The organism is Andreprevotia chitinilytica DSM 18519, assembly GCF_000711875.1.
Classification (GTDB): domain Bacteria; phylum Pseudomonadota; class Gammaproteobacteria; order Burkholderiales; family Chitinibacteraceae; genus Andreprevotia; species Andreprevotia chitinilytica.
In genome coordinates this window covers 392,849-418,973 of the sequence record NZ_JONM01000001.1, presented here as the reverse complement: position 1 = coordinate 418,973, position 26,125 = coordinate 392,849, and the positions used below count along the sequence as shown (strand labels likewise).

General features: G+C 61.3%; 18 protein-coding genes and 1 pseudogene. 4 read left to right on the top strand and 15 right to left on the bottom strand.

Going from position 1 to position 26,125, the window contains the following annotated elements; translation table 11 throughout:
- Window positions 1–62: 62 nt before the first annotated feature.
- A pseudogene (locus BR41_RS22570) lies at window positions 63–3,176 on the top strand (CHASE domain-containing protein); the annotation flags it as partial.
- Between the two features lie 50 nt (window positions 3,177–3,226).
- On the opposite strand, the gene araC reads toward BR41_RS22570, so the two are convergent.
- The 4 genes from araC to BR41_RS01855 form a co-directional block, all read right to left on the bottom strand.
- Window positions 3,227–4,237, bottom strand: a complete 1,011-nt coding sequence (gene araC, locus BR41_RS25010) for an arabinose operon transcriptional regulator AraC (RefSeq protein WP_084186766.1) — start codon at window positions 4,235–4,237, stop codon at window positions 3,227–3,229.
- A 190-nt stretch (window positions 4,238–4,427) separates the two neighbouring features.
- Window positions 4,428–5,444 carry an L-arabinose ABC transporter permease AraH gene (gene araH / locus BR41_RS01865; RefSeq protein WP_035052028.1) on the bottom strand — a complete coding sequence of 339 codons (1,017 nt, stop codon included), beginning with the start codon at window positions 5,442–5,444 and terminating at the stop codon, window positions 4,428–4,430.
- 185 nt (window positions 5,445–5,629) lie between these two features.
- Entirely contained in the window at window positions 5,630–7,135 is a 1,506-nt protein-coding gene (gene araG, locus BR41_RS01860; RefSeq protein WP_035052025.1) for an L-arabinose ABC transporter ATP-binding protein AraG, read from the bottom strand.
- 197 nt (window positions 7,136–7,332) lie between these two features.
- Window positions 7,333–8,310 carry an arabinose ABC transporter substrate-binding protein gene (locus BR41_RS01855; RefSeq protein ID WP_281173993.1) on the bottom strand — a complete coding sequence of 326 codons (978 nt, stop codon included), beginning with the start codon at window positions 8,308–8,310 and terminating at the stop codon, window positions 7,333–7,335.
- A 394-nt stretch (window positions 8,311–8,704) separates the two neighbouring features.
- Between BR41_RS01855 and BR41_RS01850 the strand changes: the two genes are divergently transcribed.
- The 3 genes from BR41_RS01850 (at window position 8,705) to araA (ending at window position 12,765) form a co-directional block, all read left to right on the top strand.
- Window positions 8,705–10,378 (top strand): ribulokinase, encoded by a 1,674-nt coding sequence (locus tag BR41_RS01850; RefSeq protein WP_035052023.1) that lies wholly within the window; start codon window positions 8,705–8,707, stop codon window positions 10,376–10,378.
- A 1-nt stretch (window position 10,379) separates the two neighbouring features.
- On the top strand, window positions 10,380–11,144 hold the full coding sequence (locus BR41_RS01845) for an L-ribulose-5-phosphate 4-epimerase (protein WP_051709787.1): 765 nt from the start codon (window positions 10,380–10,382) through the stop codon (window positions 11,142–11,144).
- 121 nt (window positions 11,145–11,265) lie between these two features.
- Window positions 11,266–12,765 carry an L-arabinose isomerase gene (araA, locus tag BR41_RS01840; protein WP_035052021.1) on the top strand — a complete coding sequence of 500 codons (1,500 nt, stop codon included), beginning with the start codon at window positions 11,266–11,268 and terminating at the stop codon, window positions 12,763–12,765.
- Between the two features lie 193 nt (window positions 12,766–12,958).
- On the opposite strand, the gene BR41_RS01835 is transcribed toward araA, so the two are convergent.
- The 11 genes from BR41_RS01835 to kdpA all read right to left on the bottom strand — a co-directional run bounded on the left by BR41_RS01835 (window position 12,959) and on the right by kdpA (window position 26,117).
- Window positions 12,959–13,684: an amino acid ABC transporter ATP-binding protein gene (locus BR41_RS01835; RefSeq protein ID WP_035052019.1), complete on the bottom strand. Its 726-nt coding sequence runs from the start codon at window positions 13,682–13,684 to the stop codon at window positions 12,959–12,961.
- Entirely contained in the window at window positions 13,668–14,321 is a 654-nt protein-coding gene (locus tag BR41_RS01830) for an amino acid ABC transporter permease (RefSeq protein ID WP_035052017.1), read from the bottom strand. The genes BR41_RS01835 and BR41_RS01830 overlap by 17 nt, the downstream gene beginning before the upstream one ends.
- Complete coding sequence (locus BR41_RS01825) at window positions 14,318–14,989, bottom strand: amino acid ABC transporter permease (RefSeq protein WP_035052014.1); 672 nt, start codon at window positions 14,987–14,989, stop codon at window positions 14,318–14,320. Before BR41_RS01825 ends, BR41_RS01830 begins: the two co-directional genes overlap by 4 nt.
- 156 nt (window positions 14,990–15,145) lie before the next feature.
- Window positions 15,146–15,931, bottom strand: coding sequence for a transporter substrate-binding domain-containing protein (locus BR41_RS01820; protein WP_035052012.1), 786 nt, complete (start codon window positions 15,929–15,931; stop codon window positions 15,146–15,148).
- Window positions 15,932–15,960: 29 nt separating this feature from the next.
- Window positions 15,961–16,638, bottom strand: coding sequence for a FadR/GntR family transcriptional regulator (locus BR41_RS01815; RefSeq protein ID WP_035052010.1), 678 nt, complete (start codon window positions 16,636–16,638; stop codon window positions 15,961–15,963).
- A gap of 266 nt (window positions 16,639–16,904) precedes the next feature.
- A complete protein-coding gene (gene kdpE / locus BR41_RS01810; RefSeq protein WP_035052008.1) occupies window positions 16,905–17,597 on the bottom strand; it encodes a two-component system response regulator KdpE in 693 nt (230 codons plus the stop codon).
- A gap of 131 nt (window positions 17,598–17,728) precedes the next feature.
- Entirely contained in the window at window positions 17,729–20,416 is a 2,688-nt protein-coding gene (locus BR41_RS01805; RefSeq protein ID WP_035052006.1) for a DUF4118 domain-containing protein, read from the bottom strand.
- A 351-nt stretch (window positions 20,417–20,767) separates the two neighbouring features.
- Window positions 20,768–20,911: a hypothetical protein gene (locus BR41_RS01800; RefSeq protein WP_211251628.1), complete on the bottom strand. Its 144-nt coding sequence runs from the start codon at window positions 20,909–20,911 to the stop codon at window positions 20,768–20,770.
- Between the two features lie 435 nt (window positions 20,912–21,346).
- Window positions 21,347–21,922: a potassium-transporting ATPase subunit KdpC gene (gene kdpC, locus BR41_RS01795; protein ID WP_051709781.1), complete on the bottom strand. Its 576-nt coding sequence runs from the start codon at window positions 21,920–21,922 to the stop codon at window positions 21,347–21,349.
- A gap of 158 nt (window positions 21,923–22,080) precedes the next feature.
- Window positions 22,081–24,228, bottom strand: coding sequence for a potassium-transporting ATPase subunit KdpB (kdpB, locus tag BR41_RS01790; protein WP_084186765.1), 2,148 nt, complete (start codon window positions 24,226–24,228; stop codon window positions 22,081–22,083).
- 92 nt (window positions 24,229–24,320) lie between these two features.
- Window positions 24,321–26,117, bottom strand: coding sequence for a potassium-transporting ATPase subunit KdpA (gene kdpA / locus BR41_RS01785; protein ID WP_035052002.1), 1,797 nt, complete (start codon window positions 26,115–26,117; stop codon window positions 24,321–24,323).
- Between the last annotated feature and the right edge of the window lie 8 nt (window positions 26,118–26,125).

Here is a 26,125-nt window from a genome sequence, read left to right as displayed (position 1 = left end):
CAGTGAGAAAGGCGGGCGACAGGTGACCCGCACACGGCCGATCGACAGCCCGGAGCGTCTGCGTGATACGTGGCTTGCGGATTACCTTGCTTATCAACGTTGCGATTGCCTTGGCTTACCTCGCCCTGGGCAAGCTTGGGCTATCGATGTCTTTGCCGCCCGGCTATGCAACCGCGGTCTGGCCGCCTACCGGCATCGCCTTTGCCAGCTGCGTGATCTGGGGCGGTGCGCGGGTATGGCCGGGCATCCTGCTCGGGGCATGGCTGACCAATGCCACGGTCAATGCTCACTTCGACCTCGGTTGGCTACCGTGGGCGATCGCGGGCGGCTCAACCCTGCAAGCCTTGGTCGGCGAGAAACTGCTGCGTTATTTCGACCCGGCCGTCACGCTGGATCGCCCCGCCCGCGTCATGCGCTTCACCGTGTCATCGGTGCTGGCCTGCGTGATCGCCGCCCTGATCGGCAATCTGGCGCTGTACCTGAAAGGCTATCTGGCCCCCGGCCTTTTCATGCAGAGCTTCATTACCTGGTGGCTGGGCGATGCCTTGGGCGTGCAGATTTTCACCCCCATCACGCTGGTCCTGTTCGATCGGCGCACCACCTGGAATGAGCGGCGACTGATGGTCGGGTTGCCCCTGCTGCTGACCTTCGTGCTGTTCCTGCTGGTGTATTACTACGTGCGTGCCAGCGAAGAATCCCAGTTGCAAAACAGCTTCCGCACCGAAGCCGAGCTGATACTGCAGGGGCTGAATCGATTCGAGCAAACCCATCTGCAAGCCGTCTCCGAACTAGGCGCTTTTCTGGAGGCCGACGAAGACGTGACCCACGAGGAATTTGCCCGTTTCAGCCAGCGCAGCATGCGGAACAACCCCGGGTTTTCTGCGCTGGAGTGGGCGCCGCTCTTGCAGACCGGTGATGAAGCCAAATACGCGCAATGGACGGCCCAGCGAGTGGGGCAGCCACTGACCATACATCGACCGGCCAATTGGCATCCCCATCCGGCCGGCTGGCTCGCGCCGATCACTTATCTCGAACCGTATCAAGGCAATCGGCAAGTGCTCGGGCTGGATCTGATGGGTGAACCAGCCCGCGCCAGCGCCCTGATCCAGGCGATGAAAACAGGCCAGACCAGCATGACGGAGAAAATCCGGCTGACCCAGAACCCCGGCAGCCCCGGCGGCTTGTTGATGATCGATCCGGTATTCAAACGGGATGGATCGGTCAAAGGCTTCTGCATTGGCGTGGTGGACATGCGCTTGCTGGTTGAGCAGCTCAATACCAATCGTCAGCTGATCTGGCGCTTTGGCGACATCGCGCAGACAAAAACCGCGTATCTGAGCAATGCCAGCAGCCCGCTGCCCGAATTTACCGGCGTCACCTTTGTCGACCGCGCTGGCGTGTATTACCACCAGACGCTTCAGCTGGCGGATCGGCAGTGGCAGATCGTGCTGCACAAGCCCTATTCAGCCTTTGCCAGCACACAGCTCAGCCCGTCGCTGCTGATTCTCTTCGTGGTCTTGGCCGCCAGTGCGCTCCTGGGCAATCTGGCGCTGATCATCAGCGGCGATCGGCACCGCATCGCCGTGCAGGTGAATTACAAGACCGCCGCGCTCACGGCAGAAATCAGCCGCCGCGAACTCATCGAGGCGCAATTGCGCGAGAGCGAGCACCGCTATCGGCTGGTGTTCGAGCTGACGCCGCTCCCGATGTGGATTTACGAGCAGGCCAGCCTGCGCTTCTTGCTGGTCAATACCGCAGCCACCCAAGTCTTCGGCTACACGCAGGAAGAATTCCTGAACCTGAGCCTGCACGATGTTTGCCTGCCGGAAGACCTGCCGGCTTTGCGCGAATATCTGGATCGACTGGGCCAGCGTGCTGGACAAAGCGAATCGATGCGCCGCAAGAAAGACGGCACCATCATCGAGGTCGCCACGGCCTCGCTGCCCATGGAATTCGAAGGGCATGCCTGCCGGCTGGCGGTGGTGCAGGACATCACCGAGCGCAAGCAGACCCTGCGCGAACTGGAGGCCGCCAAGGAAGCCGCCGAAGCCGCCAATGTCGCCAAGAGCCGCTTCCTCGCCACCATGAGCCACGAAATCCGCACCCCCATGAACGGCGTGCTCAGCATGGCCCAACTGCTGATGCAGACGGACATCAGCGAAACGGAACGGCGTGACTACGCACGGACCATCTTCAATTCCGGCGAGGCCTTGCTCAGTCAGCTGGGCGATGTGCTGGATTTCTCCAAGATCGAGGCCGGGCGCGTCGAACTGGAGCGTGCGGTTTATGCCCCGCGGCAGCTCCTCAATGAAGTCGCCACCCTGTTTGGCGCCACTGCCCACCAGAAAAAGCTGGCAATGACCGTCGATAGCACGCTGCCCGCCGAATTGCGGTGCTGGGGCGACCCATTCCGCCTGCGGCAGATACTGGCCAACCTGATCAGCAATGCGCTCAAGTTCACCGCCCAAGGCACCGTCACGCTCGGCGTAGCGATCAGCGCCAACGGCATCGGCCAGCCCCGCTTGCGTTACACCGTGACCGATACCGGCATCGGCATCGCCCCGGACAAACAGTCCGCGCTGTTCGATGCCTTCACCCAGGCCGACACCTCCATCACCCGCCGTTACGGGGGTTCCGGCCTTGGGCTCGCCATTTGCCGCAGTCTGGTGGAACTGATGGGCGGCGAAATCGGTGTGGAAAGCCGGGACGGACTGGGCGCGACATTCTGGTTCCAGATTCCTTTCGAACGCGTGGCCGCGGTGCAGGAATCCCGTTCCAGCCAGCGCATGGTCTGGAATACCGCCAACCCCGCCGCCATCGAGCTACACCCGAAAAAACATATCCTGGTGGTGGAAGACAATGCCCTGAACCAGCGTGTTGCCAGCACCTTGCTCACCCGGATAGGACATGACTGCGTGGCGTGCGACAACGGCCGTGCCGCCATGGATCTCCTGCGTGGCGGCCAGATTTTCGATCTGATCCTGATGGATTGCCACATGCCGGAAATGGATGGCTATGAGGCCACGCAGCATATTCGCGCCTGGGAAACTGCGCATGCGCAACCACGAACACCGATTGTCGCGCTCACCGCCGATGCCTTCGAGGAGGATCGCGATCATTGCTACGAAGTCGGCATGGATGACTTCCTGACCAAACCCATCCATCTGGCGACGCTTGAAGCCATGCTGGGCCGCTGGTTGCCGCGCGCGACGACCACCGAATCAACTCAGGCCGATTCGCCCGATAGCGCGGCGCCGGCCGAACCAGTTGACAGCGCAGCGCCCGCTGAACCAGTCGATAGAGCAGCTCCCGCTGCTTCGGACCAATCCGGCTGGAGCCCCTCCATCGGATAGAACGACGGCAGCGCATGCACCACCTCGCCGCTGTTGCGACGGTATTCCGATGGGCTCACACCCACGCGTTTACGGAACACGCGTGAGAAATACAGCTGGTCGTCATAGCCCACCGCGTCGGCAATGCCCGATACCGGCGAATGCGTGCTTTGCAGCAAATGCTTGGCCAGGATCACGCGCTGGTCTTCACGCCAGCGCAAGATATTGACGCCCATGTGCTCACGGAACAGATGCGCCAGCCGCGACGGCGACAGGCACACGTGGCGGGCGATGTCCTCCAGGCTCAAGTCCTTGGCCAGATTGCGTGACAGGTACTGGCAGGTTTCCTGAATGCGTGCGTCGAGCGACTTGGGAAAGTTTTCCGGCGTTTCCTCGTAGCAGCGGATCAATAGCCGTTCCAGCAAATTGATCGCCAACTCTTCCGACGTCGGCCGGCCGGCTTTGTGGGTTTCATCGATCTGGCGGAACAGCTCGTCGAACTCATTGATCAAGGCGCGGCTGGGCAGCGTCATGCGGCCCACCTTGCGCACCTGCTGATGCCATTTCAACCAGTTGGCCCAATAGGCACGTGGCCGGAAATACACCCAGCGGTGATACCAGTCGCCATGATCCGGCGCGCGGCCGTAGTAATGCATGGCCCCCGGTGGGAACAGCAAGAGATCGCCCGGCTTGGTATAGAAGGCATCGTCGCCATCGAACACCTTGCCCTGCCCCTTCACCGTCATGTTGATGATGAAGCCATCCATGCCATCCGGGCGGTCGATGAAGAAATCCAGCGGCCCGCCCTGAATGATCGGCGTGATCCCGGCCACCAGATACAGGTTGAACGAGTATCCGGGCAGGAGTGGATCGAGCTGTTGCGTAGAGGAAGGCTCACGGTGCATGCCGATCAGTCCGGGTTATTTAACGTCAAAATCCAAAAACGATATCTTGGACCACCACACCGTAGGGCGGGTTAGCCCTCTGGGCGTAACCCGCCGGACAATGCCGTGGCAGATCACCCATGCGGCGGGTTACGCACTGTCGCTGAGCGACATGAATGTCGCACGCCGACTGCTAACCCGCCCTACGGTTTTATCGCTGCCGCAACTGCGCCTGCTGCTTGTAGCGGTCCAGAATCACCGCCGCCAGCAGGATCAAGCCGCGCACCACGTATTGCGTGAATGGCGAGATATTCAGCAGGTTCATCGCGTTTTCCACCGTGCCCAGGATCAGCACGCCGGCAATCACATACGAAATCTTGCCCACCCCGCCCTTGAGCGAGACCCCGCCCAGCACGCAAGCGGAAATCACCGTCAGCTCGAAACCGATCGACGTCATCGGCTGGCCGCTGGTCATGCGCGAGGCGAGCACGATACCCGCAAACGCCGCCACCAGCCCGGTCAGGGTGAAGATGACGATCTTGGTGCGCACCACGTTGACCCCAGCCAGACGCGCTGCTTCTTCATTACCGCCAATGGCCAGCGTATTGCGGCCAAACAGCGTCCGGTTGAGCAGAAAACCGAACACGCACAGGCAGATCAGCGTGATCCACACCGGCACGGGGATATTCAGCCATGCCGAGTTGCCCAGCAGGAAGAAGTCCTCCTGCGAGATGCCGACCGCTTTGCCATCGGAGATCAGATATGCCACGCCGCGTGCGATCTGCATGCTGGCGAGCGTGGTGATCAAGGCATTGATCTGCAGTTTGGCGATCACGAAGCCGTTGACGAAACCGAAGAACAGCCCGACCCCAAGGCCGGCAAAGATGCCCAGCGCGATGCTGTCGGTGCGGTTGATCACCACCGCGGCCATCACGCCGGCACATGCCACGACCGAGGCGACCGACAGATCGAAATCGCCCGAAGCCAGACAGAACAACATGCCGCAGGCGACCATGCCGGCGAGCGATACCGCCAACCCCAAGCCGCGCATATTGATCATGGTGAGGAAATTCGGCACGAACACGGAGCACGCAACGAACAACGCCGCGAAGACCATCAACATGCCGTAGTTGTCCCAGATCTTGGCCGCGCCGAACTTGCGCCTGGGGGTGGAGTTACCGCTGGCCGCGAAGTCGGCGGGAAGCGGCGTGGTGCTGGTTGAATTCATGATGATTCCTATGTTTGCCACTTTCTCCCCTCGCCCATTTATGGGAGAGGGGCCGGGGGTGAGGGTCGTGCAACATGCAGCTTCCTTTGCAATCACCCTCTCCCTAGCCCTCTCCCACTTTCCCTGAACAAGGCTAAAAGCCTTGCACGGGATGGGCGAGGGAACAAAAACCCTGATCTGACTTGCTAAGCCGCCACCATCTCCCGCGGCATCGCCAATCCGAGCACCGTTTCCTCGGTCGCCTCGTCGTGGCTCAGCTCGCCGCTGATCGCCCCTTCCCGCATCACCAGAATGCGGTCAGCCAGCCCCAGCACCTCCGGCAAATCGCTGGAGACAAACAACACGGCAATGCCCCGGTTGGCGAGCGCGTAGATCACGTTGTAAATCTCGTTTTTCGCGCCGACATCAATGCCCCGCGTCGGCTCGTCCAGCAAGATCACTTTCATGTCTTCGGACAACCAGCGCCCCAGGATCACCTTCTGCTGATTGCCGCCCGAGAGATTGCGGATCAGCTGCTCGTCACTCGGTGTTTTCACGTTCAGCTCACGCACCTTGCGTTGTGAGTTGTCCGCTTCCCACGTGTCGTTGATCAAGCAACCAGCACGCACCGCGTTGCGGCGGGCGCTGATGTTGATGTTGTCCCGCACCGAATGCACCGGAACGATGCCTTCGGCCTTGCGATCTTCCGGGCAGAGCATGATGCCGGCCTGAATGGCGTGAATGGGTGAGCGGATCGCGATCGGCCGACCATCGACACGGACCTCGCCGGCATAGGGCTTCACGCCACCGAAGATCGCTTTCATCAACTCGCTGCGGCCAGCGCCGATCAAGCCGAACAGGCCGACGATTTCACCAGCCCGCACCGAGAGCGATACCGCGTGTTTCATGCCCGGCGCGTGCAAGGCCATGACATCCAGACGTGGCCCGCCAATCGGGCGCGGCGTATAGCCGTAGATATCGCCAACATCCCGCCCGACCATCGCCTTCACCAGCTGATCGTGTGTCACTTGCTGCATGTCGTCGAAGGTGCAGACGTAACGACCATCCTTGAACACGGTGATCTGATCGGCGAGCTGGAAGATTTCTTCCATGCGGTGCGACACATACAAGATCACGCGGCCCTGCGCTTTCAGTTCGCGGATCACGCGGAACAGCTGCTGGATCTCGCGGGCCGACAAGCTGCTGGTCGGCTCATCGAACGCGATCACCTTGGCATCGCGCGTGAGTGCCTTGGCGATTTCCACCATCTGCCATTGGCCGATGGAGAGCTGCTTGAGGGGCGTATCGGGGTCGATATCCAACCCCAGTTGTGCCAGTTGCTTGCCGGCATCGGCACGCAAACGCGGGCGATCCACCACGCCGAAGCGATGCGGCAACTGGCCGATATAGATGTTCTCGGCCACGGTGATATCAGGCACGAGATGCAATTCCTGATAGATGACCGCCACGCCGGCCTTGAGCGCATCCACCGTGTGCGCAAACTGCCGCGATTGCCCGGCCAGCGCCAGCTCACCCTCGGACGGTGCGTGATTGCCGCTAAGGATTTTCAGCAGCGTCGACTTGCCCGCGCCGTTTTCGCCCATCAGCGCATGCACTTCGCCTTCGCGGCAGGCAAACGAGATGCCTTGCAACGCGACCACGCCGGGGAAGCGCTTGCCGATGTTCTTGAATTCCAGATAAGGGACAGACATTTGTTGCAACTCCAATTGCCAAACCCAATTCGTAGGACGATCTCCCCTCGCCCTCGCGTACAAGGCTTTAGCCTTGCTCAGCTATTAGTGGGAGAGGGGCCGGGGGAGAGGGGCGTGCAACCTGCAGCGACCTATGCAAGCACCCTCTCCCTAACCCTCTCCCATAAATGGGAGAGGGGACAATTGTGGATAAACGCTTACAGCCCCTTCTTCTTCAATTCGACCTTGAAGTTGTCACGGGTGATCAGCACTGCATCGGTGACTTCGGTGAACTTCTGCGGCTCTTTGCCCTTGGCGACCCACTCATGCAGCATCTGGATGCTCTTGTAGCCGTGCACGTCCGGGCTGGGCAGCAGCGAACCGTAGAAACCCGTCGCCTTGGACTTGGACAATTCGTTCACCGCGTCGACGCCATTGATGCCGATACCGATCACGTTCTCCGCCTTGAAGCCCTGCCCTTCGGTGGCACGGATGCCGCCCAGCACGGTGTTGTCGTTCATGCCGATCACCAGCCAGTTCTTCACTTCCGGGTGTTGCACCAGCATGGAGTTGGCGGCATCCAGCGCGCCGGGGATGTCGTTGCTCTTGGTCGGGGTGGTGTAGATCTGCTTGGCCGGGAAGCCGGCGGCCTTCAGCGCGCTCATCGAACCATCGGTACGGCGGCGGGCGGTATCCAGCTCGTTGGCGGTGATCGCCAGCACGCCGGTTTCAGCCGGTTTCCAGCCGCGCTTGGTCATTTCCTTCCACAGCTCGTGGCCTTGGCGCTCACCGATCTTGGTGGCTGCCATCATCACCAGCGGCACCTCCGTCATCGGCTGGCCCTTGGCGTTGACGAACTGATCGTCCACCGCCACCACCTTCAAGCCGAGCGCCTTGGCCTTGGCCATGATCGCTGGGCCAAGCTTCGGGTCTGGCGTGCAGATCACGAAGCCTTTCGCGCCATTGGCGGCCAGGGTATCGATGGCATTGAGGGTTTTTTCGCCATCCGGCACGGCGATCTTTTGCACTTCAAACCCCAGGTCCTTGCCGGCTTTGTCGGCAAACGCCCATTCCGTCTGGAACCACGGCTCTTCCGGTTGCTTGACCAGGTAACCAAGCTTGTCCGTCGCAAAAGCCGCGCCCATTGAGGCAGCCATCACGCTGGCCAGTGTCCACATCTTGACGATCTTTTTCACGATCCATCTCCGTACATATCTAGAAACCATCTAGGAAGCTGTTTGCAACCGCGTGTTTATCAACGCGGCTGCGCTCGTCGCGCCTGGATTCGTTGCAGCGGGCCGGGCACATCCATCTGCAGCGTGGAATCGACTCCACCGTCGCAGCGTGTCGCAAATGTAGTCGCAATTCTTTTGCAACAAAAGGATGGACAAATCCAATTCATCACTTACAGCAAATATATCCATATATTCGGCAAATTTTGCCCAATTCCCGTGCCGCACATCGCTGCAATGCAGCATATACAAGCGGTTTTATGCATATAGTCAGCCAATTCCTCATTCAATTCATCCATTGATTCATCCATATTCCTCACAACGAAAACGACCAATAAAACGTAGTCGGAGAATATAGATGTCAGAAAAAATCACCATCGGGCTGGACTTCGGCAGCGATTCGGTGCGCGCGCTGGCGGTGAGCTGCCAGGATGGTCAGGAGCTGGCGAGCCACGTGGTGGACTATCCACGCTGGGCCGCCGGCCAGTTCTGCAACCCGGTCAAGAACCAGTTCCGCCATCACCCGCTCGATTACATCGAAGCGATGGAAAGCGCAGTGCGTGGCACCGTGGCAAAGCTCTCCACCCTGCAGCGCGAAGCCATCGTCGGCATCGGCGTGGACAGCACCGGCTCCACCCCTGCCCCGATCGATGCGGAGGGCCAGGTGCTGGCGCTCCGCCCCGAATTCGCCGCCAACCCGAACGCCATGTTCGTGCTGTGGAAAGACCACACCGCCATCGCGGAGGCCGAGCATATCAACCGCTTGTGTCACGGCGGCGACTTCCCTGACTACACGCGCTACAGCGGCGGCGTGTATTCGTCCGAATGGTTCTGGGCCAAAGCGGCGCATATCTCCAAGCAAGACCCGAAAGTGGCAGCCGCCGCCAAAAGCTGGATCGAACTATGTGATTGGGTGCCAGCGCTGCTCTCCGGCACCACCCGCCCGGCCGACATCCGTCGCGGGCGTTGCGCAGCCGGCCACAAAACGCTGTGGCACCCGGATTGGGGCGGCCAGCCGAGCAAAGACTTCATCCGCGCCATCGAACCGGCGCTGGCGGAACATCTCGATTATCCGCTGTTTACCGACAGCTACACCGCTGACATCCCGGTCGGCCGGATCACGCCGGAATGGGCGGATCGTCTGCATGTGCCCAGCGGCACCATCATTGCCGGCGGCGCATTCGATTGCCACATGGGCGCAGTCGGCGCAGGCGCGACGCCACATACCCTGGTCAAGGTCATCGGCACCTCGACTTGCGACATCCTCACCGCCGCGCCCGAGCTGATCGGCAATCGCACCGTCGAAGGCATTTGTGGTCAGGTCGATGGCAGCGTAGTGCCGGGGCAGATCGGGCTGGAAGCCGGCCAGTCCGCCTTTGGCGATATGTATGCCTGGCTAAGCCGGCTATTGAGCTGGCCGCTGCAACTGGCCGGGCAGCAATACCCGGAACTGCAAGCGCAGATGCAACAGATGGAGCGCCAGCTGCTGCCGGCACTGACCGAAGCCTGGGCCGCCAAGATCGACTACGACCATCTGCCGGTGGTGCTGGACTGGTTCAACGGCCGCCGCACGCCGTATGCCAATCAGCGCCTGCACGGCGTGATCACCGACCTCAACCTCGGCACCGATGCGCCCGCCTTGTTCGGTGGCTTTATCGCCTCTACCGCCTTTGGCGCGCGCGCCATCATGGAATGCTTTGAAACCCAGTCGGTGGCAGTGGACAACGTGCTGGCACTGGGCGGCATCGCCCGCAAGTCGCCGACGGTGATGCAGGTCTGCGCCGATGTGATGAATCGGCCGATTCAGGTGGTGCTGTCCGATCAATGCTGTGCGCTCGGCGCGGCGATCTTCGCGGCTGTCGCCGCCGATGCCTTCCCCGACGTCGCCGCCGCGCAGGCCGTGATGGCCAGCCCGGTCGAGCACACTTATCAACCCGAGCCACTGGCCGTTGCCCGCTTCGAGACGCTTTACCAGCGCTATCTCGCCTGGGGCGATCAGGCCGAGCCGATGTACGCGGCGGGGAGAAACTGACATGTCGGTGCGCCTACTGAAAGAAGCAGTGCTCGAAGCCAATCTGGCACTGCCCCAGCACGGCCTCGTCACCTTCACTTGGGGTAACGTCAGCGGCATCGACCGTGAGCAGGGTCTGGTCGTGATCAAACCCAGCGGCGTGAAGTACGCCACCATGCGGCTGGACGACATGGTGGTGCTCGATCTGGCCGGCAATGTCGTCGAAGGCGTACTGCGCCCCTCCTCTGACACGCCCACACATCTGGCGCTGTATCAGCGCTATCCGAGCCTGGGCGGCATCGTCCACACCCACTCCACCCACGCCACCGCCTGGGCACAAGCCGGCCTGGAGATTCCCGCTTTTGGCACCACCCATGCCGACTATTTCCACGGCGCCATTCCCTGCTCCCGTCCGCTCACCAAGGCGGAAGTCGCAGGCGATTACGAACTGCAAACCGGTCTCGTGATCATCGAAACGCTGGATGCCTTACTCGGCGATGGATCGAACGGGGGCGACCCGCTCTCCCTGCCCGGCATGCTGGTGTGCGAACACGCGCCCTTCGCCTGGGGCAAAACCCCGGATGCTGCCGTCCACAACGCCGTCGTGCTGGAAGAAATCGCCCGTATGGCGCTATTCACCCGCCAGCTCAACCCGTGGCGGCAAGCCATCCCCGATTACCTGCTGGATAAGCACTACCTGCGCAAGCACGGGAAGGATGCTTATTACGGGCAGGGCCAAGCGACGCCTTTGGTTCACCCATTCCCCCCTTCCTTGAAGGGGGGCTAGGGGGGATTTCTGCGTCACCGAGACTTGAGATGCCGCCGATATATTCAGGCGATGTCGAAATCCCCCCTACCCCCTTCGTAGAAGGGGGGAACACCAAAATTCATCTGCCAAGGAAACCCCAATGAACATCTTCAACACCCTCGAAATGTGGTTCGTCGTCGGCAGCCAGCATCTCTACGGCCCGAAAACCCTGCAACAAGTGGAAGAGCACGCCCGCCAGATCGTTGCCGGCCTGAACGAAACGGCCGGGTTGCCGATCCGCATCGTGCTCAAACCGGTGGTCAAGACCTCCGACGAAATCCTCGCCCTGTGCCGCGAGGCCAATCATGCGGACCACTGCGCCGGCCTGATCACCTGGATGCACACCTTCTCGCCCGCCAAGATGTGGATCGGCGGGCTGACCCGGCTGGAAAAACCCTTCCTGCAATTCCATACCCAGTTCAACGCCGAAATCCCGTGGGCGAATATGGATATGGCGTTCATGAACCTGAACCAGACCGCCCACGGCGATCGGGAATTCGGCTTTGTCGGCGCTCGCTTGCGGCTACCGCGTACGGTCGTGGTCGGCCATTGGCAGAATGCAGATTGCCACCGCGAGATCGGCGAGTGGATGCGCGTGACTGCGGCAGTCTGGGATAGCCGCCACCTGAAAATCGCCCGCTTTGGCGACAATATGCGCGATGTCGCCGTGACCGAAGGCGACAAAGTCGAAGCGCAAATCCGCTTCGGTTATCAAGTGAATGGCTATGCGCTCGGTCAACTGGCGGAGCGGGTCGATGCCGTCAGCGAAGCGGACATCAACACGCTGATCGATGAATACGAAGCCACTTACCAACTCACCGCCGCCGTGCAGGCGAATGGCGAAAAACGCCAGCATCTGCGCGATGCCGCTGCGATTGAACTCGGCATCAAGGGCTTTCTGGAGCAAGGCGGCTTTAACGCCTTCACCACCACCTTCGAAAACCTGTACGGCCTCAAGCAACTGCCCGGTCTGGCAGTGCAACGGCTGATGCAGCAAGGCTACGGTTTCGGCGCGGAAGGCGACTGGAAAACCGCCGCGCTATTGCGCTCGGCCAAGGTGATGGGGCACGGCCAACCGGGCGGCGCGTCGTTCATGGAGGACTACACCTACCACTTCCAGCCCGGCAACGATCTGGTGCTCGGCGCACACATGCTGGAAGTCTGCCCGTCGATCTCGCAGGCCAAGGCGGTACTGGATGTGCAACCGCTCTCCATCGGCAAGAAAGCCGACCCGGCCCGACTGATCTTCGCCGCCAGCGCCGGCCCGGCCCGCAACGCCACGCTGATCGACCTGGGCAATCGCTTCCGCCTGCTGGTGAACGAGCTGGACGTGATCGACCCACCGCATGCACTGCCGGAATTGCCAACCGCCCATGCGGTCTGGAAACCGCTGCCGGATCTCAACCGCTCCGCCCAAGCATGGATTCTGGCCGGTGGCGCGCATCATGCGGTATTCAGCCAAGCGGTCTCGGCGAATCAATGGCGCACGTTTGCCGAGCTGATGGGGATTGAGTTTCTGGCGATTGATGAACGGACGGAGATTCCCGCATTCAAGAACGAGATCAATTGGAATGAGGTGTTTTTTAGTTTGAAGAAATAGGCGCGCGTTTTTCTCCCCTCGCCCATTTATGGGAGAGGGGCCGGGGGTGAGGGTCGTGCAAGGTGCAGCTCTCCTTGCAAGCACCCTCTCTCTAACCCTCTCCCACTTTCCCTGAACAAGGCCAAAAGCCTTGCCCCACGTAACGGTAGGGATGATGTTGGGCTTCGCTACGCTCAACGCCAACCTACAGGACTCACCCCACCGCCCCAAGAAACGCCGCCAATTCCGCCGTCTGCGGCGCCGCAAACAAGTCTTTCGGATCACCGCTTTCATGCACGCGCCCCTGGTGCATGAACACCAGCTGATCACTCACTTCCCGCGCAAAGCGCATCTCGTGCGTGACCATGATCAGCGTCATGCCCTCACTGGCGAGCTGGCGCACGGTGGCGAGCACCTCGTTGACCAATTCCGGATCGAGTGCCGAGGTGATTTCATCGCACAACAGCACCTTCGGCTGCATCGCCAACGCCCGAGCAATCGCCACGCGCTGTTGCTGCCCGCCAGACAATTGATCCGGGTACGCATCGAATTTATCCGCCAGCCCCACTTTGGCGAGCATGGCGCGGGCGAGGCTTTCGCATTCGGCCACACTGGTCTGCCGCACGGTGCGTGGCGCCAGCATCACATTGCGACCAACGCTCAGATGCGGGAACAGGTTGAACTGCTGGAACACCATGCCGACCTTGAGCCGCAACGCCCGCAAATCGGTCTGGTCGGCATGCAGGCGTTCACCATCGACCTCCACCAGCCCGTCATCGAATGTTTCCAGACCATTGATCGAGCGCAGCAGCGTGCTCTTGCCCGAGCCGCTGCGGCCAATCAACGCCACCACCTCGCCCTCTTTCACGCGCAGGTCGATGCCCTTGAGCACGTGGTTGGCACCGAAGTGTTTATGTAATCCATCAATGCGAACGAGCATGGAACGTCCTTTCTAGCCGCGCCGCGAAACGCGATAAGGGGAAACAAAGCAGGAAGTAACCCAGCGCCACCAGCCCGTAGACCAGGAAGGGCTGGAAGGTAGCGTTGGCGAGAATGGAGCCGGTCTTGGTCAGCTCGGCGAAGCCGATGATGGACGTCACCGCGGTGCCCTTCACCACCTGCACCGAGAACCCCATCGTCGGCGCGACGGCGATGCGCAGCGCCTGCGGCAAGATCACCTCACGCAACTGCTCGCCCCAGCTCAACGCCAGACTGGCAGCAGCTTCCCATTGGCCTTTCGGAATCGCCTCGACACAACCGCGCCAGATTTCCGCCAGATAGGCGCTGGTAAACAAGGTCAGCCCGATGGCCGCCGCCAGCCAGGCCGGTACATCGACGCCAGCCAGCGCGATGCCGAAGAACACCAGGAACAACTGCATCAGCAGCGGCGTGCCTTGAAACACCACGATATACGCCTTCGCCAACCGATTCAGCCGTGGCCACGGCCCGACTCGCGCTGCCAGCACCAGCAAACCTACCACGCCGCCCAGCACGAAGGCGGTCAGCGACAAGCCCAATGTCCACGCCGCGCCAACGCCTAGATTGCGGATCAAATCCCAGATCGAGAATTCCATCATGTTGCCGGCCTCCCGACCACGAAGCGGCGACCGATCCAGAGCAGCAACTGGCGCACCAGCAGTGCCAGCAGCAGGTACAGCACCGCCACCACGACATAGGTTTCAAAAGCGCGGAAATTGCGCGACTGGATGAAGTTGGCGGCAAAGGTCAGCTCTTCCGCCGAAATTTGCGAGCAGACCGACGAGCCGAGCATCACGATCACGATCTGGCTGACCAGCGCCGGCCAGACCCGCTGCAGCGCCGGACGCAACACCACGTGCCGGAAAATCTCGAAGCGCGACAAGGCCAGCGACGCCGCTGCCTCGATCTGCCCGCGCGGCGTGGCAACGATACCGGCGCGGATGATCTCGGTGGAATACGCGCCCAGATTGACCGCCATCGCCAACACTGCCGCTTGCCATTCGGACATGTGCACGCCGAGCGATGGCAGCCCGAAAAAGATAAAGAACAACTGGACGATAAAGGGCGTGTTGCGGATCAGCTCGACGTAGACGCCGAACACGCGGTCGAATGGGGCCAGCCGCCATGCCCGCACCACGGCACCGAGTGTGCCGACCGCCACGCCGATGCCAGCACCGACAGCAGTCAGCGCCAGCGTGCGCATGGCGCCTTGCGCCAGCATCTCGTGGTAAGCCCAGACGGCTGCGAAGTCGAACTGGTAGGCCATTTGGGGTCTCCGGGGAATTTGCTCCCCTCGCCCACTTGTGGGAGAGGGGCTGGGGGTGAGGGCCGAGGCTTATTCGCTTTGGTGGTTCATATCCCCACCCTCTCCCTAGCCCTCTCCCACAAGTGGGAGAGGGAACCTTAAAGCGCTACTACCTCCTCACAACCCGGCCGGCAACGGTGCATGCAACCACCGCTGCGCAATCTCGTTCAGCGCCCCACTCTGTTTGGCCTTGGCGATGACCTCGTTCACTTTGGCCAGCAACGGCTCATCCCCCTTGTTCACGCCCACATAGCAAGGCGAATTCTTGATCAGGAACTTGGTATCGAGCGGGCGCTTGTTGCTGCGCTCGTTGATGGCGGCGGCGACCACGTTGCCGGTGGCGACGAGTTGCACCTGGCCGGAGAGATAAGCCGCGATGGTGGCGTTGTTGTCTTCAAAGCGTTTGATGGTGGCGCTGGCCGGGGCGATCTTGCTCAGATCCAGGTCTTCCACCGCGCCACGCGTCACGCCGATGGTCTTGCCGGCCAGATCGGCCGCAGCGGTCACTTTCAGCTCATCCGGGCCGAATACGCCGGTGAAGAATGGTGCGTAGGCGTTGGAGAAATCGATGACCTTCTCGCGATCCGGGTTCTTGCCCAGGCTGGAAATCACCAGATCAGCCTTGCCGGCAGTCAGATACGGCACGCGGTTGGTACTGGTGACGGCAATCAGTTCCAGCTTCACGCCCAGACCTTTGGCGATCAGCCCAGCCATGTCGACGTCGTAACCACGTGGCTTCATGTCCGGCCCGACGCTGCCGAACGGCGGGAAGTCCTGCGGCACGGCGACGCGCAGCGTGCCGCTTTTCTGGATCGTTTCCAGACTGCCAGCGTGAGCGGTGGTCAACAGGCCACATGCGAGGGCTGCGGCGGCAAAGAGGCGGAGGATGTTGCGGCGGTTCATGGTCTATCTCCTGGGAAAAGGCGAAGGGTTCAGGGCATGTCGAAATAGGTGCCGATCCGCGCCGCGGCGCGAACCAGGTGATGCAGCATCGCGGCACGGGCGGCCTCGCCGTCGCTGGCGAGAATGGCGTTCAGCACTGCACGGTGTTCGTCGGCCGGTGCCCAGATGCCACCGGGATCGGCAAACGGCAGGCGCAGGCTGTAGGCGATGGGAGCCTCCAGTTGGTGAATGACTTGGCTGAGCATCTCGTTGCCGGACAGCGCGGCGATTTCAAGATGGAACGAGAGATCTGCATCGGAAGCCTCGACCAGATCGAGCCGGCGCAGAGCGTCTTCCATACGGGTCTGGATGGCGGCCAGCGCAGTGCGTTGTGCTGCGGATGCGGTGATGGCAGCAAGCGCAGCGGCAGCCGGCTCGACCACGGCGCGGAACTGGAACACCGCTTCTGGCCGCACATCCGCCGGGCCGGCCGGCAGGTCAGCCGTAGCACGTTGCCGCCCCGCCGTGATGAACACGCCCTTGCCCGGCTGGGCACGCACGAGGCCCAGCGCCTCCAGCGTGGAAATCGCCTCGCGCAACGAGGCGCGGCTGATGTTCAGCGTGGCAGCCAGTTCGCGTTGCGAAGGCAGCAATCCACCCGGCGCAAAGTGGCCGTCGTGGATCTGGCGTTGCAGCGTCTGGGCGGCAAGATTGGAAAGTCGCGTCATTCAAATAGGGCCTGTGTCACTCGTCCGACTGGTCTGACCAGTCAGTCCGGTGCAGCCCTATCAGCAGGGACCGTGCCAGCAGATGTCGTTATGGCAGTGGAATGAGGCGGGATGCGGCTTGACAGGCATTGACACAGTCCGTGACTGCAAGAGGTGAGGAACGGGAGATGCTTGGCACGCACCACGACGGATCGGCAATCAGGATCGCGCGCGCAAAAGCGGTGCTTAAAACAGGAAAGGGCTAAATTTGCGCCAGCTGAGGCTTTCTAAGCCAGCAACCGATAACCCACGCCGGTCTCGGTGACGATGAACTTGGGCAAGGCCGGATCGACCTCGAGCTTTTGCCGCAGATGTCCCATGTACACGCGCAGGTATTGGCTCGATTCGGAATGCGATGGCCCCCACACTTCGCGCAGCAACTCACGATGGGTAAGTACTTTGCCGGCATGGCGGATCAGCGTGGTCAGCAGGCGGTATTCGATCGGCGTCAGATGCACTTGCTCATCGGCGCGATACACGAAGCGGTTGGCAAGATCGACGCGGATTTCGCCGAAGGTGAATTCGCTTTCCACCGCCGCGTTACTGCCGGCATGGCGGCGCAACAGCACACGAATGCGTGCCAGCAACTCGGCCACGCCAAACGGCTTGACGAGGTAGTCGTCTGCCCCGGCATCGAGCGCCGCCACTTTCTGGTCTTCCTGCGCTCGCGCCGACAGCACCAGGATCGGCAATGCACACCACTCGCGCAGCCGGCGAATGACTTCGACACCATCCATATCCGGCAGACCCAGATCGAGGATCACCAGATCCGGCTTGCGCGTCGCCACGTCCACCTGCCCTTGCTTGCCGGTTTCCGCCTCGTGCACGTGCATGCCTTCCGCCTCCAGCGTGGTGGAGAGGAAACGGCGGATGGGCTTGTCGTCTTCGATGACAACGATGTTGATCGGGGCTTGGTCCATTATTCTCGACTGTTTGAAAAGCACGTAGGGCGGGTTAGCCCATCGGGTGTAACCCGCCGGACCACGCCGTGGTAGCAGGCATACGGCGGGTTACGCAGCTAGCTGCTAACCCGCCCTACGGTTCTGATTCCTCACAACTCAGGCAAGGTCGGCGGGTTGCCGATCGGCAGCGTAAACGAAAACACCGCACCGTGCGGCTCGCGGTTCTCCGCCGTGATCTTGCCGCCATGCGCTTCGACGATGGTACGGCAGATCGCCAGCCCCAGCCCGACGCCTGGCGTGGCCGATTCACTCGCGCCACGAGTGAACTTGTCGAACATCGTTTCGATACGCCCTGCTGGCAGCCCCGGCCCATCATCAGCGACATGCACGCGCACCACTTCGCCTTCGCGCTGCGCAGAGAGGGTGATGTTGCTGCCGGCAGGGGTGTATTTGGCGGCATTTTCCAGCAGATTGGCCAGCACCCGTTCGATCAGCACGGCGTCGTATTCCAGCATCGGCAAATTGGTCGGCAGCGCCACCTTGATCGTATGCCCGGCCAGCGCGCCCTCTACCGTGCGGGCGGCGCTACCAATCACCTCTTCCAGCAGCTGCCATTCCTTGTTGAGCTTCACGCCCGACTGCAGCTTGGCCATGTCGAGCAGATTGACCACCAGATTATTCATCCGCTGCACTTCGCGCTGAATCGAGCCGGCCAGTTCGCGCTGAGTGTCGGCGGGCAAGGCGGTGTTTTCCAGCAGGCTTGCGAGGCCGGTGAGCGTGGTCAGCGGCGTGCGCAGGTCATGCGATACAGCGGAGAGCACGCCGTTGCGCAAGCGCTCGGATTCCATCGCGACAATGGCATCCTGCGCGACTTCGACGTAATGCACGCGCTCCAGCGAGAGTGCAATCTGGCTGGCGCAGGTTTCCAGCAGCCGCTGTTGCTCCGGCAGGAACACCAGTTGCGGATCACGCGGCACCAGCGCCAATACGCCACGCACACGCATCGGCGCTTTCAGCGCGAGGTAATGGGCGACGTTGGAAGGCAGCGTATTGGTGCCCAAGCCAGCAGGTTGCTCGTGATCGAACACCCATTGGGCGACGCCGAAGTCATACACCCCACCCTCGCCGACCGGTTGCAACTGATCGCCGCTATCCGGCAGGAACACGCGCACCTGCGCCTGAAACAAGCCTTCCACCTTGCGGGTGCCGATCTCGACCACGTCAGACGCTGTTAACGCACCAGCCAGCTCGCTGCCCAGCTCATACAGCGCTCTGGTACGGCGCTCGCGATAGGTGGCGACATTGGCCTCGAAACGCAGCCGCGCCGCCAGCTGACCAATCACCAGTGCCACGACCAGCATCACGACGAAGGTCAGCAGGTATTGCGTATCCGACACTGCCATCGAAAAACGCGGTGGCACGAAGAAAAAGTCGAACGACGCTACGGCCAGCACGGCAGCAGCCACGCCCGGCCCGCGCCCGAAGCGCACGGCGACCAGCACCACCGCCAGCAGGTAGATCATCACCACGTTGGCAAGATCGAACACTTCCACCAGGCTGGCGGCGAGCAAGCTGGCTGCGGCACAAGCGCCCAGGGCGGCCAGATAACCCCAGCGCTTGCGGCGCGGTGCTTCGGTATCGAACAACAAGCGGTTCGGGCCGGTGGATTTTCGGCTTGAGGTGTCTGGCGCTTCGTCCAGATCATGCGCCACGACATAGACATCGACATCGCGAGCGGTCTGCGCCAGTTGCTCGGATAGCGGCTTGCGCCACACCCGATGCAAGCCGCCACGCAACGATTTGCCGACCACCAGCTTGGAGACATTGCGGCTGACAGCATAGGCCAGCAACGTCGCCGGCAAATCCGCCCCGGCGAGCACGCTGGTTTCCGCACCGAACTCCTGCGCAAGCTTCAAGGTTTTCAGCACCCGTTCGCGGTGCGCCTGCGACTGGCGTTGCAACGCAGGCGTTTCGACATAGACCGCGATCCAGTCGGCATGCAGGCTGGCAGCCAGCCGCGCCGCGCTGCGGATCAGCTTGTCTGCCCCCCGCCCGGTGCCCACCGCCACCAACAGCCGCTCGCGTGCTTGCCACACTGGTTGGATCGATTGATCGGCCCGGTAGGCGCGCATCTGCGCATCGACGCGGTCCGCCGTGCGGCGCAACGCCAGCTCGCGCAGTGCCAACAGATTGCCCTTGCGGAAGAAATGCTTCGCCGCGCGTTCGGCTTGCGGGCCAAGATAAACCTTACCGGCGGACAGGCGCGAGAGCAGTTCATCCGGCGGTAGATCGACCAGCGATACTTCGTGTGCGGCATCGAACGCTTTATCCGGCACCGTTTCACGCACGACGATGCCAGTGATCTGGCCGACGATGTCGTTCAGGCTTTCCAGATGCTGCACGTTGAGCGTGGTGTAAACGTCGATGCCGGCCGCGAGCAGCTCTTCGACATCCTGCCAGCGCTTGGGGTGACGGCTGCCGGGCACATTGGAATGGGCAAACTCGTCGATCAGGATCAGCGCCGGTTTGCGCAGCAAGGCGGTATCGAGATCGAACTCGGGCAATGTCTTGCCCTTGTATTCGATGGCGACCGGCGGCATGACCTCCAGCCCGTTGAGCTGCGCCTGCGTCTCGGCCCGGCCGTGCGTTTCGACCACACCGACGACGACCTCGCCACCTTCACGCACCCGCGCCTGTGCGGCGGCCAGCATGGCGTAGGTTTTGCCCACGCCAGCGCAAGCACCAAAGAAAATCTTCAAGCGGCCACGCTGGGCAGCGGCTTCTTCACGCTGGATTTCTTCGAGGAGGTCGTCGGGGTTGGGGCGGTTGTCGGTCATCGATTAGCTTTTGTTGCTGATTCAAAAGTTATGCGCCTACGGCGCGAATAAAAGCATTACAGCGGGAATCCGTCCCGCGGCCGGGGAAAGGACTTTGTCTCGCCAAAGCCCTCTCCACTCCAAAGGCGACCCTGCGCCTTACGGTCCTCCGGACTACCCTCGGTCGGTCGCGAGCCTAAAGTCTCGCGACACTCCGTCGGCGCTTAGCACGAAGGGGGAAAACCCCGCAGTTCAACCATTGCGGCAACAAAAAACAGCAGTTTTGTAGGATGGGTTGAGCGTAGTGATACCCATGCGGTTTATTGAACGTGATTGCTGGATATCGCTACGTTCAGTCCATTCTGCGAGCGTTCACACTTGTTCTGTCTTATCTAGATCGGCAAATACATCTTCTATATCGCGAAACATCCCCTGCATGATTTCCCGGTTACCCAAGGCGAGGATTTCCAGCAGTGCGGACGTTTTCTCTTGGCCTTCATCAGCTTGTACATCCATGCTTATCCCCACAAGCGCTAGACTCCCCTCGTTCACATGAAGTTATCTCCAGTGTTGAGTACCCATGCAAGCACCAGAACCCCTTTTCACCTTGGCTTTTGCCGTTCCTTTAGCGATTTATGCGCTTCGCAAAGAACGAAAAGGCGATCAACGCAACACGACAAACCAGTGTGCATCATGTGGCCAGCCGCTCGATGACAGTCAGGTCGCCGTAAATGAAACCGTCTTCAGGAAGCAGCCTCACACGATTCGGCTTTGCAAGGTTTGTGCATCCCGCAGAACGTCACGGCAGCTGCGGATAGTGATCTACCTGCTGCTTTTCATAGCGGCAATCTATGCACTAGCAAAATACTCGGTTCCGTTGCACTAAAACTGTAGGAGCGAGCAAGCTCGCTCCTTCATAAATCGGTGCTCACTCTCTGAGCGCCGCGTGAATCAGGCCTTCAATTCATCCAGCGCCAGATTCAACTCCAGCACATTCACCCGCGGCTCGCCAAACAAGCCCCATTGCCGCCCTTGCGTATGGGCATCGATCAACGCCCGCACCTGCGATTCAGGCACCTTGCGCGCAACGGCCACGCGATGAGCCTGATACATCGCTGCAGCCGGGCCGATTTCCGGGTCGAGGCCGCTGGCGGAGGCGGTCACCAGCTCAACCGGCACCGGGCCAGTCTGGGCCGGATCGGCGGCCTTGTACGCGGCCACACGCCCCTTCACCGCATCGGTGAGCGCCGGATTGGTCGGGCCGAGGTTAGAGCCACCGGAATTGGCGGCATTGTTCGGCATCGGGCCGGTGGCGGATGGGCGGCCCCAGATGTATTTCGGATCGGTGAAATTCTGGCCGATCAGGCTCGATCCAATCGGCTTGCCGTCCTTGATGATCAGGCTGCCGTTGGCCTGATTCGGAAACGCCACCTGGGCGATGCCGGTGACAGCCAGGGGATAAATGATGCCGGTGACGATGGTCAACAGACCGAAGATCACCAGGGCGGGACGAAGTTGCAAGTTCATGATGTGGTTCCTTTCCAATCCATGTTGGCATCTTGTTCCCCCCTTCCTTGAAGGGGGGCTAGGGGGGATTTCTGCGGCATCTCAACTTGCAATGACGTCGAAATCCCCCTCAATCCCCCTTTAAAAAGGGGGAGGTAAAACCATCAAACCGAAGCTCCTTAAGTCAGATGCAAGGCCACCAGCAGCAGATCAATCACCTTGATCCCCACGAACGGCACGATGATGCCGCCCAGGCCATAGATCAGCAGATTGGTGCGCAGCAGTTGCGCCGCGCCTTGCGCCCGATACTTCACGCCCTTCAGCGCCAGCGGGATCAGGAACACGATGATGATCGCGTTGAAGATCACGGCGGAGAGGATGGCCGAGGACGGGCTGTTGAGGCCCATCACGTTGAGCGCGTTGAGCTGCGGATAGGTGCTGGCGAAGGCAGCCGGGATGATGGCGAAGTACTTGGCGATGTCGTTGGCCACGCTGAAGGTGGTCAGCGAGCCCCGTGTCATCAGCATCTGTTTGCCGATCTCGACGATCTCGATCAACTTGGTCGGGTTGGAATCCAGATCGACCATGTTGCCGGCCTCTTTGGCCGCTTGCGTACCGGTGTTCATCGCTACAGCGACGTCGGCTTGCGCCAGCGCCGGGGCATCGTTGGTGCCATCGCCGGTCATCGCCACCAGGCGGCCTTCGGCTTGGTGGTTGCGGATCAGCGCCAGCTTGTCTTCCGGCTTGGCTTCGGCGAGGAAGTCATCCACGCCGGCCTCGGCGGCGATGGCCGCAGCGGTGAGCGGATTGTCGCCAGTGATCATCACTGTCTTGATGCCCATCGCACGCAGCTCGGCAAAGCGCTCCTTGATGCCGCCCTTCACGATGTCTTTCAGCTCGATCACGCCCAGTACGCGCTCGCCATCGGACACCAGTAGCGGGGTCGAACCACGGCGGGAGACTTCATCGGCGGCCTTGCCGACGGCATCCGGGAAGCTGCCACCAATCGCGATCACGTGTTTCTTGATCGCATCGATCGCGCCCTTGCGGATCTGCCGGCCGTCGTAATCGACGCCACTCATCCGCGTTTGCGCCGTGAAGGCGACGAAGTGGGCGTTGTGCTCGCTCAACTCACGGGCACGGATGGCGAACTTCTGCTTGGCGAGCACGACGATGCTGCGGCCTTCCGGCGTTTCGTCAGAGAGCGATGCGAGTTGCGCGGCATCGGCCAGTTCCTTCTCGCTCACGCCCGGTGCCGGGATGAAGGCGGAGGCTTGGCGATTGCCGAGCGTGATGGTGCCGGTTTTGTCCAGCAGCAGCACGTCCACGTCGCCCGCCGCTTCAACGGCACGGCCGGAGGTGGCGATCACGTTGGCCTGCATCATACGGCTCATGCCAGCCACGCCAATGGCGGAGAGCAGCGCGCCGATGGTGGTCGGGATCAGGCACACCAGCAGCGCGATCAACGCGGTGATGCTGATCGGCACGCCCGCCTTGGCAACTTCCACGCTGTAGGCCGAGAACGGCAGCAGTGTTACGGTCACAACCAGGAACACGATGGTCAGCGCCACCAGCAGGATCGTCAGCGCGATCTCGTTCGGGGTCTTCTGGCGCTTGGCGCCTTCCACCATGGCGATCATGCGATCGAGGAAGGCCTCGCCAGGGTTGACCGATACACGCACCACGATCCAGTCCGATAGCACGCGAGTACCACCGGTCACTGCCGTGAAATCACCACCGGATTCGCGGATCACCGGGGCGGATTCGCCGGTAATGGCCGATTCATCCACCGAGGCCACGCCTTCCACCACTTCACCGTCGGCCGGGATCACGTCGCCGGCTTCCACCAGCACGTAATCCCCCTTGCGCAGATCGGCACTGCTTTCGATCTGCCGGCTGGCCGATTTGGACGGGCCGGACAGCTTCTTGGCGACCACGTTCTTCTTGGTGCTGCGCAGGCTTTCGGCTTGTGCCTTGCTGCGGCCTTCGGCCAATGCTTCGGCGAAGTTGGCGAACAAGACGGTGAACCATAGCCACAGCGAGATGGCGCCGATGAAACCGGCACTCGCCTCGCCGTTGCCGCCCAAAGCCTGAATGAACAGGATGGTGGTCAGGATGCTGCCGATATACACGACGAACATCACCGGGTTGCGCCACTGGATTTGCGGTGCCAGTTTCTTGAACGACTCGATCAGCGCCGGCGTCACCAGTTTGGGATCGAGCAACGACAGTTTGTCGCGACGACCCGTATCACCGGATTGCGCCACTTGATTCTCGCCGGCATAACCTGCTTGGGTTCGCACAGCGTTGGTTTTTTGATTAGACATTTTGTTCTCCTGTACGAGCGAGCTTGCTCGCGATGACGATGCTTGAATCGAAGCAATCGCGAGCAAGCTCGCTCCTACAATTGTTCACACGGTCAGTGGGCAATCATCTGCAGGTGTTCAACGATCGGACCGAGCGCCAGACCCGGAATGTAGTTAAGCGCGCCGACCAGCATGACCGAACCGATCAGCAGCACCACGAACAGCGGACCATGCGTCGGCAAGGTGCCGGCGGTTACATTGAGGCGCTTCTTGGCGGCCAGCGAACCCGCCATCGCCAACACCGGCACGATCACGCCGAAGCGACCGAACCACATCGCCACGGCCAGCAAGCTGTTGTAGAACGGCGTGTTGGCGGAGAGACCGGCAAAGGCAGAGCCGTTGTTGTTGGCCGCGCTGGAGAACGCATAGAAGATTTCGCTGAAGCCATGCGCGCCGGGGTTCGCCACTCCGGCCTTGCCCGCTGTCAACATCACCGCGATGCCGGTGCAGGCCAGCACCAGGATCGGCGTGACCAGAATCGCGATCGCGGTCATCTTCATCTCGAAGATTTCGATCTTCTTGCCGAGGTATTCCGGCGTGCGCCCCACCATCAGACCGGCGATGAACACCGCCAGAATCGCGTAGACCAGCATGCCGTACAGACCGGAACCGACCCCACCGAACACGACTTCACCCAACTGGATCAAGCCCATCGGCACCAATCCGCCCAGCGGCGTGAACGAGTCATGCATGGCGTTGACCGCACCGCACGATGCCGCAGTGGTAATGGTCGCGAACAAGGCCGAGGCGGTAATGCCGAAGCGCGTTTCCTTGCCTTCCATATTGATGGCGCTATCCGCACCCGCCGAGACCAGTGCCGGGTTGCCAGCCTGCTCCGCCCAGACGCACACGCCATAGGCCACGACGAAGATCAGCGTCATCGCCGCCAACACCGCTACGCCCTGCCGCCAATCACCCACCATGCGGCCGAACGCGAACACCAAGGCGGTCGGGATCAGGAAGATGGCGAGCATCTGCAGGAAGTTGGTCAGCGGAGTCGGGTTTTCGTATGGGTGTGCCGAGTTGGCGTTGAAGAAGCCGCCGCCGTTGGTGCCGAGCATCTTGATCGCTTCTTGCGAAGCCACCGGGCCCATGGCCAGCGTTTGCGTCTGCGTGGTCACGTCTTCCAGCATCGGGTTGCCCTTGGCATCCTTGATGGCATTGCCAACCTTATCCAGCTTGGGTTGCTGGTAGGTCGTGGCTTGTACCGTGTGCACGTCCTGATACGGCTTGAAGTTCTGGATCGCCCCCTGCCCGACGAAGACCAGCGCAAACACCACCGACAGCGGCAGCAGGATATACAGCGTGGTGCGGGTGATATCCGCCCACACGTTGCCGACCGAGCCAGCACTCTTGCGCGCAAAACCACGGATCAGCGCCACCACCACCACCAGACCCGTCGCGGCCGAGAAGAAGTTGTGCACCGTGAGCTGCAGCATCTGCGTGAGATAGCTCATGGTGGTTTCTGGCGTGTAGCTCTGCCAGTTGGTGTTGGTCGCGAACGAAATGGCAGTGTTGAACGCCAGATCGGGCGACACCGCGCCGAAACCTTGCGGATTCAGCGGCAGATAGCCCTGCAAACGCTGCAGTGCATAGGTCAGCACCACGCCGACGAGATTGAAAACCAATAGGCCGATCGCATAGCTTTTCCAGCCGGTTTCTTCGCTGGCATCGACGCCAGCCAGTTTGTAGAAAACCCGTTCGATGGGCGCGAGCAGACGGATCGGCCCGGTCTGCTCCCCTTTAGGCTCGCCCCGGATGATGTGGGCGATATATGCCCCCAACGGCCAGGCCAGCACGAATAACACGCCAAGAAACAGCGCGAGTTGAAGAATTGCATCAGTTGTCATGACATCAC

Bases quoted from the DNA above. Each gene is read 5' to 3' on its own strand.
- BR41_RS01850 (WP_035052023.1), top strand. From the start codon at position 8,705: ATGTCAGAAAAAATCACCATCGGGCTGGACTTCGGCAGCGATTCGGTG.
- BR41_RS01835 (WP_035052019.1), bottom strand. From the start codon at position 13,684: ATGCTCGTTCGCATTGATGGATTACATAAACACTTCGGTGCCAACCAC.
- araA (WP_035052021.1), top strand. From the start codon at position 11,266: ATGAACATCTTCAACACCCTCGAAATGTGGTTCGTCGTCGGCAGCCAG.
- BR41_RS01820 (WP_035052012.1), bottom strand. From the start codon at position 15,931: ATGAACCGCCGCAACATCCTCCGCCTCTTTGCCGCCGCAGCCCTCGCA.
- kdpE (WP_035052008.1), bottom strand. From the start codon at position 17,597: ATGGACCAAGCCCCGATCAACATCGTTGTCATCGAAGACGACAAGCCC.
- araG (WP_035052025.1), bottom strand. From the start codon at position 7,135: ATGTCTGTCCCTTATCTGGAATTCAAGAACATCGGCAAGCGCTTCCCC.
- araC (WP_084186766.1), bottom strand. From the start codon at position 4,237: ATGCACCGTGAGCCTTCCTCTACGCAACAGCTCGATCCACTCCTGCCC.
- kdpC (WP_051709781.1), bottom strand. From the start codon at position 21,922: ATGAACTTGCAACTTCGTCCCGCCCTGGTGATCTTCGGTCTGTTGACC.
- BR41_RS01830 (WP_035052017.1), bottom strand. From the start codon at position 14,321: ATGATGGAATTCTCGATCTGGGATTTGATCCGCAATCTAGGCGTTGGC.
- BR41_RS01845 (WP_051709787.1), top strand. From the start codon at position 10,380: ATGTCGGTGCGCCTACTGAAAGAAGCAGTGCTCGAAGCCAATCTGGCA.
- BR41_RS01805 (WP_035052006.1), bottom strand. From the start codon at position 20,416: ATGACCGACAACCGCCCCAACCCCGACGACCTCCTCGAAGAAATCCAG.
- kdpA (WP_035052002.1), bottom strand. From the start codon at position 26,117: ATGACAACTGATGCAATTCTTCAACTCGCGCTGTTTCTTGGCGTGTTA.
- BR41_RS01815 (WP_035052010.1), bottom strand. From the start codon at position 16,638: ATGACGCGACTTTCCAATCTTGCCGCCCAGACGCTGCAACGCCAGATC.
- araH (WP_035052028.1), bottom strand. From the start codon at position 5,444: ATGAATTCAACCAGCACCACGCCGCTTCCCGCCGACTTCGCGGCCAGC.
- BR41_RS01825 (WP_035052014.1), bottom strand. From the start codon at position 14,989: ATGGCCTACCAGTTCGACTTCGCAGCCGTCTGGGCTTACCACGAGATG.
- BR41_RS01800 (WP_211251628.1), bottom strand. From the start codon at position 20,911: ATGGATGTACAAGCTGATGAAGGCCAAGAGAAAACGTCCGCACTGCTG.
- kdpB (WP_084186765.1), bottom strand. From the start codon at position 24,228: ATGTCTAATCAAAAAACCAACGCTGTGCGAACCCAAGCAGGTTATGCC.